We start from the raw sequence: 8414 nt of genomic DNA on the forward strand, positions 1-8414 counted from the left end.
ATAGCACGAACGTCACCGCGTTCACGATCGTGCCGTCGGTTGGCACCGCCGATCCGACCGCGGTCTCGCTGGGGTCCGGATGACACCCGACCTGAACACGCTCCTCCCGCCGGGGGTAACGCCAGGGGTAACCAGGCGGGGGTGGTCGGTGCATCCATGTGTGGCTCTCGCGGCCTACACTCCCCCCAGGACGTACCCGGAGGAACACCCGGGGAAAAGTGCCGGGAACGTCAGGTTTACGAAACCGGGTACGAGGTTCCGCGGCGCTCGAGGCCGCGGAATCGGCAGGCACGGTTTCCGTGCTACCACCCATGGGACGAGACGAAGGAGCACGCGGGCCGTGGCAGGTGGCAACGCCATCCGGGGGAGCCGGGTCGGGGCAGGACCGATGGGAGAGGCGGAACGGGGCGAGACCGCGCCCCGGCAACGTATCTCCTTCTGGTGCGCCAACGCGCACGAGACGAGACCGTCGTTCGCCGCGGACGCGGCGATTCCCGACACGTGGGATTGTCCGAGCTGTGGTTTTCCGGCGGGACGGGATCGGGACAACACCCCCGCCCCGCCGCGCACCGAGCCGTACAAGACCCATCTCGCCTACGTGCGGGAACGACGGAACGAGAAGGACGGCGAGGCGATCCTCGCCGAGGCGCTCGCCAAGCTTCGGGGCGCCTCCTAGCCCGGGGCCGGGCCCGTTCCCGGCAGCGGCCGACGGTCGCCGCCGGGAACGGGCTGCCGCCGTTGCGCCGCCGCCGAGGATGCCCCTGTGACTGTGGATGATGTCGGCATCGGCCGGATCGTCGCCGGGCGGTACCGGCTCGTCGAACGGATTGGCTCCGGTGGGATGGGCACCGTGTGGCGGGCCCACGACGATGTGCTCCGGGTCGAGGTGGCGATCAAGGAGATCCGGGTCTCCGCCGACCTCGACGACGACGAGCGTGCCGCCGGAGTGGAGACGGCGATGCGCGAGGCCCGCAACGCCGCCCGGCTGCGGGGGAACCCGCACGTGGTCACCGTCCATGACGCCGTGGAACACGACGGCCTGCCGTGGATCGTGATGGAGCTGGTCCGGGCCGGCACACTCGCCACGACGGTCAACCGGGACGGTCCCCTGCCGCCCGAGCGTGCCATCCAGGTCGGGCTCGCGGTCCTCGACGCCTTGGTCGCGGGCCAGCAGATGGGCGTGCTGCACCGGGACGTCAAACCATCGAACATCCTGCTGGCCGACGACGGCCGGGTGCTGCTGACCGACTTCGGCATCGCCACCCACGCCGCCGACCCGACCCTCACCGGCGGCGTCGGCAGCGGCGGGACGCCCGCCTACATGGCGCCCGAGCGCCTCCTCGGCGGCCCCGCGACCCTGGCCGGCGACCTGTTCGCCCTCGGCGCCACCCTCTACTTTGCCGTCGAGGGGGTCTCACCGTTCCAGCGCGACACGCTGCTCACCACTATCGGCGCCGTGCTGCACGCCGATCCGCCACCCTTCCTCCGGGGCGGCAGGCTGTCGGCAGCGATCGCCGGGCTGCTGGCCAAGAACCCGGCGAGCCGGCTGCGCGCGGAGGGAGCGCAGGCGTTGCTGACCTGGGCCGCGTCCCACCCGGCCGATTCCGCCCCGGTATCCTCGCCGTCCCCGGTATCCCCGCCGTCCCCGGCGCCGGACGCGGTGATCCGGCGCCGGACCGGGTCGCGACCCGTGCCGTTCCCGCCGGCGTGGCCAGGGACGGCGCGGCCCACCGGTGCGGTCGGATGGGCCCGGCCGTGGCGGGCACCCCGGCTGATGGCCGGGGCGATGATCGTCCTGGTGCTGCTCGCCGCCGTGGCCGCCGGGGCGTACCAGCTGTTCGGCGCGGACGGCAGCGGCGACGACGGCGACCGGCGTCGCGCCTCGCCGCCGACGGTCGCCACGCGGGATCCGGCGGGGGTCGGGTCGCAACCGGGTGCCGAGGCTGGCGAGGCGCTGCCCCCGGGCATGATCGGCAGCTGGAGCGGATCGGTGACGCAGGCGTTCGTGCACTTCAACGCCGAGCTGGTGCTGCGGGGCGGCCGGATCGGCGAGGTGATCGGCACGAGTGCCTACCCGGAGAGTGGGTGCGCCGGCGAGCTCGTGCTGCGGGCGGTGTCCGGCGCCTCGGTCCGGCTCGAGGAACGTCTCACCCGGGTCGGGGCATTGTGCTTCGCCGCCACCTGGCTGGACCTCGTGCTCCATGGCGACGGCACGCTCGACTGCTCGTATCCGGCGACCGAGATCAGCTCGGCGGGGCAGGCGACCATGCGCCGCTCAGCGCCCCCCGTGTCCCCATCGTCCCCCGCGCCCCCAGGCTGACCGGGGCCGCCGGCTGGCCGGACCGCCGGGTGAGCGGGCTGCCGGGTGAGCGGGTGAGTGCGCTGGGCGGTCCACCCCCGGCGGGTGAGGCGGCGCGACGGCGGGACGGCCCGGCGCGGGTATGAACGGACCGGGTCAGAAACCGGGTCCGGGCCGGAACCGGGGCCCCAGGACGCCGGGACGACCGTGGCCCGCCCAGGCCACCGCCCGACCACGGCGTGGACAGGAGGTACTCCGTGGATCCCGATTTTCCGCTGCTCAGCGTCTTCCTCTATATGCTGTGGTTTTTTGCTTTCATCCTGTGGCTGTGGCTGCTGCTTGTCGTGATCATGGACGTGTTCCGCAGCCAGGATCTGTCCGGATGGGCGAAGGCCGCCTGGACGGTCGCGATCGTGGTGCTGCCCTGGCTTGGCGTGATCGCCTACCTGATCGTGCGGGGTGGCAGCATGCACGAGCGCAGCCGCGCCGCGGCGCAGCGCGACGAACAGGCCTGGCGCGCCTACCTCCAGGAGGCCGCCAGGACGACGAGCGACGCCGACGAACTTGGCAAGCTCGCGCACCTGCGAGACCGGGGGATTATCAGCGAGGCCGAGTTCGAGCGGGGCAAGACCAAGATCTTGACCTGACAAGATCCTGACCTGATCCGCCGGTGCCGTCCCGTGGGCCCGGCACGCGTACCGGGCCCACGGGACAGGTCGTCCGCGGACCGCGTCACTGCCAGCCGGGCAGCCGGGAGGCGGCGGCCCGGTCGGCGAGCCACAGGCTGCGGTCGCGGCCGACCGCTCCCGTCGCCGGGATCGTGATCGGTCCCGCTCCGGAGAACGACGCCGCGACCGCATCGGCCTTCTCCTCCCCGGCGACGATCACCCAGACCTCGTGGGCGGACTGGATGGCCGGCAGGGTCAGTGTGACGCGTTCCGGCGGTGGCTTGGGGCAGTCATGCACGGCCACCACCGGCTCGGTCGCGACGACCGCGGGGGAGCCCGGGAACAGCGAGGCGACATGGCCCTCCGGGCCGAGCCCGAGGAGCACCACGTCGAAGCTCGGCACCGCCGATCCGGTGACGGCACGGGTGGCCAGCAGCGCGGCGTACTCCACCGCGGCGGACTCCGGGTCGGCATAGCCGGAGGCCGCGGCTCGTCCCTCGACGTCACCGCCCGCGGTCGGGGCCGCCAGATGGCCCATCGGGAAGATCCGTTTGGGATCCACCGGGATGTGATCGAGCAGCGCCTCCCGCGTCTGCCGCTCGTTGCGGTCGGGCGAGCCGGCCGCGACGAACCGCTCGTCGCCCCACCAGATGTCGACCTTGCTCCAGTCCACCGCGTCGAGAGCCGGGTTCGATCGCACCGCCCGCAGCAGGGCGATGCCGATGCCACCGCCGGTCAGGACGAGTGAGGCCTCCCCGCGGGCCGTCTGGGCGTCCACCAGCCGGGTGATCAGACGGGCCGCGGCGGCCCTGGCCAGTACCCCGGCGTCACGATGGAGGACGAGCTCCGGCTCGGCCGTCATGCGCCACCCACCGCCCGTTCGTTGTTCGAGGCACTCGTCGGGGCGGTGCCCGGGGCCGCGGTGCCCGGGGCCGCGGCGCTCGACGTCACGGTGCTGGCGGCCAAGGCGTCCGTGGCGCCCACGGTCTGGTCCATCGGGTCCCGCCAGATGTGCTCTCGGTGCGGCGAGCGCCTGGTCAGGTTCGGCAGGCCGCTCCAGGTACCCAGGGCCTCGGCGTAGACGGCGTCGTCGTCGAGCCGGCGCAGCTCCTCGGCGAGCAGGTCCCCGACGCCCCGGTCGGACAGGGGCAGTACCCGGTCCGGGTACCCGGTGCGGGAGATCATCGCCGACTGGGAGTCGGTGCGGGAGACGGCCAGCCGGTCCCCGTCGAGGGCGACGGCGACCGCCGTGATACCGGGCCGGCCACCCGTTTCGTCGACCGTCACCGGGACGGCGAGCCTGTTCTGGAGCCAGCCGGCGAACAGCTGGGCGCTCGGATCGGCCCGGCCGGCGGTGATGACGGCTGAGTCCGGCCGCTCGCTGACCACCGCGTCGAAGGCGGCAGCGAGCAGGGTGCGCCAGGGCGACAGCCTGGTCCAGGACAGGTCCGTGTCGCCGGGGGCGAAGTCCGCGGCCCGCTGGAACAGCGCCGACAGCGGGTCCGGGCTGGCAGTGACGTCGGTGACCCGCCGGTCGGCGAACACGCCGAGCGGGTCGTAGGCGATCCGGGTCGGCGGCTCGTCGTGCCACCAGGTGACCACCGGGGCGTCCGGTGCGAGCAGGGGAAGCACGACCGATTCCGCGTGCGGCGCCAACCGGCCGGACATCCGCATCACGACCGCCTCGCCCGGGCCGAGCCGACCGCCGATCGAGACCTCGGCGTCGAGCCGGGGATGCGGCACGTCGACCTGCCGGCGGACGACGATCAGTAGCCGGCACGGATGGGCGGAGGCCGCCAGCGTCGCCGCGCCCTCGGCGGCGCTGACGTGCTTTTCGTCAACGACGACGACGAGGGTCAGCGCCAAGCCGAAGGCCAGGGCTCCGGCCGCCCGTCGTTCGGCGGAGAGGGCCTTGACCACCTCAGAACCGGTGGTGTCCCACAATGTGGTCACGAGGGGCTCCTAATCCATGGTCATGGCCGCCGCCACCGGCGACCGTCGTGGGCGAGCATCTCGTCGGCGGCCGCCGGGCCCCAGGTGCCGGCCCGGTAGCGGTGCGGGGTGGTGCCCGCCCAGTGCCGCTCCAGCGGATCGACGATCCGCCAGGACTCCTCGACCTCCGCGTTGTTCGGGAACAGCGTCGCGTCGCCGAGCAGCACGTCGAGGATCAGCCGTTCGTAGGCCTCCGGCAGCGCCTCGGTGAACGCCTCACCGAACAGGAAGTCCATCGCGACGTCCCGGACCTCCATCGCCGAGCCGGGGACCTTGGAGCCGAACTTGAGCGTGACCCCCTCGTCGGGCTGCACCCGGATGACCAGTTGGTTGTTGCCGAGCTCGGTGGTGGCGGTCTCGTCGAATGGCAGGTGCGGCGCCTTCTTGAAGAAGATGGCGATCTCGGTGACCCGCCGTGGCAGCCGCTTGCCAGTCCGCAGGTAGAACGGCACCCCGGCCCACCGGCGCGTCTCGATGCCGAAGCGCACCGCCGAGAAGGTCTCCGTCCGCGACTGCGCGGGGATGTCCTGTTCGTCGAGGTAGCCCGGGACCCGCTCCCCGGCGAGCCAGCCCTGCTCGTACTGCCCCCGTACCGCGTAGCGGGTGAGGTCCGTAGGCAACGATACCGCGCGGAGCACCTTCAGCTTCTCGGTGCGGATGGTCTCCGCGCCGAAGCTGACCGGCTCCTCCATCGCGGTCAGGGCGAGCAGCTGCAACAGGTGGTTCTGGAGCACGTCCCGGGCGGCGCCCGTCTCGTCGTAGAAGCCGGCCCGGGTGCCGATCCCGACGTCCTCGGCCATGGTGATCTGCACCGAGTCGACGAACTGGGAGTTCCAGATCGGTTCGAACAGCGTGTTGGCGAAGCGCAGCGCGAAGAGGTTCTGGACCGTCTCCTTGCCCAGGTAGTGGTCGATGCGGAACACCCCGGACGGGGTGAAGACGTCGTCGACGAGCGCGTTGAGCTGCCGGGCCGACTCCAGGTCGTGACCGAACGGTTTCTCGACGACGACCCGGCGCCAGCCGCCCGAACCAGCGGCCGAGGAGAGCCCGGTGCGCTGCATCTGCTTGAGCACGACCGGGAAGGCCAACGGCGGGATCGACAGGTAGAACGCCGCGTTGCCACGGATACCGTGGGAGTGCTCCAGGCTCTCCAGCGCCCGGGCGAGCCGGTCGAACGCGGCGTCGTCGTCGAAGGACCCCGGCAGGAACCGCACGGAGCCCGCCAGCCGGTCCCAGACCTCTGCACGGAAGGGGGTGCGGGCGCCCTTCTCGGCGGCCTGCCGGGCGAACTCGGCGAAGTCCTCGTCGGGCCAGTCCCGGCGGGCGAACCCGAGCAGGACGAAACCCGGCGGCAGCAGGCCGCGGTGGGCCAGGTCGTAGACGGCGGGGATCAGCTTCTTGCGGGCCAGGTCGCCGGTAGCGCCGAACACCACCAGGGCGCTCGCGTCCGGCAGGCGCGGCAGTCTGCGGTCACGTGGGTCCCGCAGCGGGTTGGTACTCACCGTGGGCGCCACCCGTTCCCCCTTCGTTCTGCTTGTGGTCTCTCCGAGGTTGTTTTACCGGGGACCGTCGGGTGTCCATGAACGACGCTGAGACGATCATCACGGCCGTGGCGACCGCCGTGGCGACCGCCACGGCCACGGCCGGCGCCAGGCCTTACGCGGACGAACCGGGTGAGCCCAGGTGCGCTGCGATGGTGTCCAGCAGCTGGGTCCACGAGTCCTCGAACTTCTGTACGCCCTGGCTCTCCAGGGTCTCGATCACGTCGTCGAGATCGATTCCGACGGCCGTGAGCTGGGCGAACACCTCGTGGGCCTCCTCGTAGCGGGGGCGGATCGTCTCGCCCGTCACCGACCCGTGGTCGGCGAACGCCTCCAGGGTTGCCTCCGGCATCGTGTTGACGGTTCCGGGCGCGATCAGCTCGGTAACGTAGATCGTGTCCGGCAGGGATGGGTCCTTGGTGGACGTCGACGCCCACAATGGGCGTTGGGGCTTCGCGCCCGCCGCGGCCAGGGCCGCCCAGCGGGGAGTGGCGAACGCCTTCTCGTACCGCTCGAAGGCCAGCCGGGCGTTGGCGACGGCGGCCCGGCCGCGCAGCGCCTTCGCCTCCGGAGTGCCAATCTTCTCCAGCCGCTGGTCGACCTCGGTGTCCACCCGGCTGACGAAGAACGACGCGACCGAGACCAGGTCGGTGATGTCGCGCCCCGCGGCCAGGGCCTTCTCCAGACCGGTCATGAACGCGTCGATCACGGCGTCGTACCGGTCGAGTCCGAAGATCAGCGTCACGTTCACGCTGATGCCCTGGGCGAGCGTCTCGGTGATCGCCGAGAGGCCGGCCCGGGTGGCGGGAATCTTGATGAACAGGTTCGGCCGGTCGACCAGCCACCACAGGGCACGCGCCTCGGCGAGCGTGCGCTCGGCCTCGTGGGCGAGCCGGGGATCGACCTCCAGGGACACCCGGCCGTCGACGCCGCCGCTGGCGTCGTAGACGCCGCGCAGCACGTCGCAGGCGTCGCGCACGTCGGCGGCCGTGATGGCCCGGACGGCCTCGCCGACGTCCACGCCGCGGATCGCCAGGTCGTGCAGCTGCTCGTCGTACAGGTCGCTCGAACTGATCGCCTTCTGGAAGATGGTCGGGTTGCTCGTCACGCCGACGACGCTGCGGTTCTCGACCAGGTGGGCGAGGTTGCCGGTGCGTAGGCGGTCCCGGCTGATGTCGTCCAGCCAGACCGCCACTCCGGCGGCTGAGAGCTCGGACAGGGGATTGCTCATCGGGCTGACTTCCTCTCCGCGGGCGGTGGCGTCCTCACCATGTCTCCAAGCTGTCCTCCGATGGGCGCACCCCCTTCAGGGCACTACCCTCTGGGGCCGGCTCCATCCCAGGCTGTTTCCAGTCTGATCCCAGTCTGCGGATCCCCGTGACAGTCGGGTGGCGGTTGGGAGAACAACGCGCACGACGAGTGGAATCCCGGTCCCTGTGGTTCATGCCCGATGCCCGCCGTCCATGCGTCATACCCACCGTCGCTGTCCGATGCCCCACGCCAGTACATGTCGGTCGCCGCCGCCCGGGGGGCCGCGTGGCGCGGTTGTGAGAGAGGACGCAGGGCGGCGGCGGGGGTCCGGGCGCGGTCGACGCGCGTACGCAGCGCCGCGGCGGCTAGACTCCGACACGTCGTAGAACACCGCCCGCTCCGACTTTCGGGGCACCGTCCCGCGTGGGTCGCCCGTCGATCCCGCCGATCGCGAGGTCGCTCTGTCTACCGAGGCCGTCCTTCGTCGCCGGCATGTCCCCGCCCGCGGACCGGGGCGGGCGGGCGCCTCCAAGCCAACGACCGCACCGGCGCCGGCGCTCGAGCCGCCCGGTGTTCCCGCACCGGCGCCGGGGGTTGGCGGCCCGCCCGCCCCCGCAGCCGGCCCGCCCGCCCCCGCAGCCGATCCGCCCGCCGACGGGCTCC

The 8414-nt window shown here is 72.3% G+C and carries 7 protein-coding genes; 3 read left to right on the forward strand and 4 right to left on the reverse strand.

The genetic code is table 11. The features are described from left to right. Positions 1 to 340 precede the first annotated feature (340 nt). The 3 genes from ACY45C_RS13615 (at position 341) to ACY45C_RS13625 (ending at position 2946) form a co-directional block, all read left to right on the forward strand. On the forward strand, positions 341 to 676 hold the full coding sequence (locus ACY45C_RS13615; RefSeq protein ID WP_011436081.1) for an RNA polymerase-binding protein RbpA: 336 nt from the start codon (positions 341 to 343) through the stop codon (positions 674 to 676). 87 nt (positions 677 to 763) lie between these two features. Next, positions 764 to 2320 (forward strand): serine/threonine-protein kinase, encoded by a 1557-nt coding sequence (locus tag ACY45C_RS13620; protein ID WP_462187981.1) that lies wholly within the window; start codon positions 764 to 766, stop codon positions 2318 to 2320. Between the two features lie 236 nt (positions 2321 to 2556). Next, positions 2557 to 2946 (forward strand): SHOCT domain-containing protein, encoded by a 390-nt coding sequence (locus ACY45C_RS13625; protein ID WP_462187982.1) that lies wholly within the window; start codon positions 2557 to 2559, stop codon positions 2944 to 2946. A gap of 85 nt (positions 2947 to 3031) precedes the next feature. Here ACY45C_RS13625 and pgl read toward each other — a convergent pair whose 3' ends face one another. The 4 genes from pgl to tal form a co-directional block, all read right to left on the reverse strand. Continuing rightward, positions 3032 to 3829 carry a 6-phosphogluconolactonase gene (gene pgl, locus ACY45C_RS13630; RefSeq protein WP_462187983.1) on the reverse strand — a complete coding sequence of 266 codons (798 nt, stop codon included), beginning with the start codon at positions 3827 to 3829 and terminating at the stop codon, positions 3032 to 3034. Then, positions 3826 to 4920 (reverse strand): glucose-6-phosphate dehydrogenase assembly protein OpcA, encoded by a 1095-nt coding sequence (locus ACY45C_RS13635; RefSeq protein ID WP_462187984.1) that lies wholly within the window; start codon positions 4918 to 4920, stop codon positions 3826 to 3828. Before ACY45C_RS13635 ends, pgl begins: the two co-directional genes overlap by 4 nt. Before the next feature lie 20 nt (positions 4921 to 4940). Continuing rightward, positions 4941 to 6473, reverse strand: coding sequence for a glucose-6-phosphate dehydrogenase (gene zwf / locus ACY45C_RS13640; protein WP_462187985.1), 1533 nt, complete (start codon positions 6471 to 6473; stop codon positions 4941 to 4943). Positions 6474 to 6615: 142 nt separating this feature from the next. Beyond that, complete coding sequence (gene tal / locus ACY45C_RS13645) at positions 6616 to 7731, reverse strand: transaldolase (protein ID WP_462187986.1); 1116 nt, start codon at positions 7729 to 7731, stop codon at positions 6616 to 6618. Positions 7732 to 8414: the final 683 nt, after the last annotated feature.

The organism is Frankia sp. CcWB2, assembly GCF_977927585.1.

Coding starts and splice junctions, on each gene's coding strand:
- pgl (WP_462187983.1), bottom strand. CDS start 3,829: ATGACGGCCGAGCCGGAGCTCGTCCTCCATCGTGACGCCGGGGTACTG.
- tal (WP_462187986.1), bottom strand. CDS start 7,731: ATGAGCAATCCCCTGTCCGAGCTCTCAGCCGCCGGAGTGGCGGTCTGG.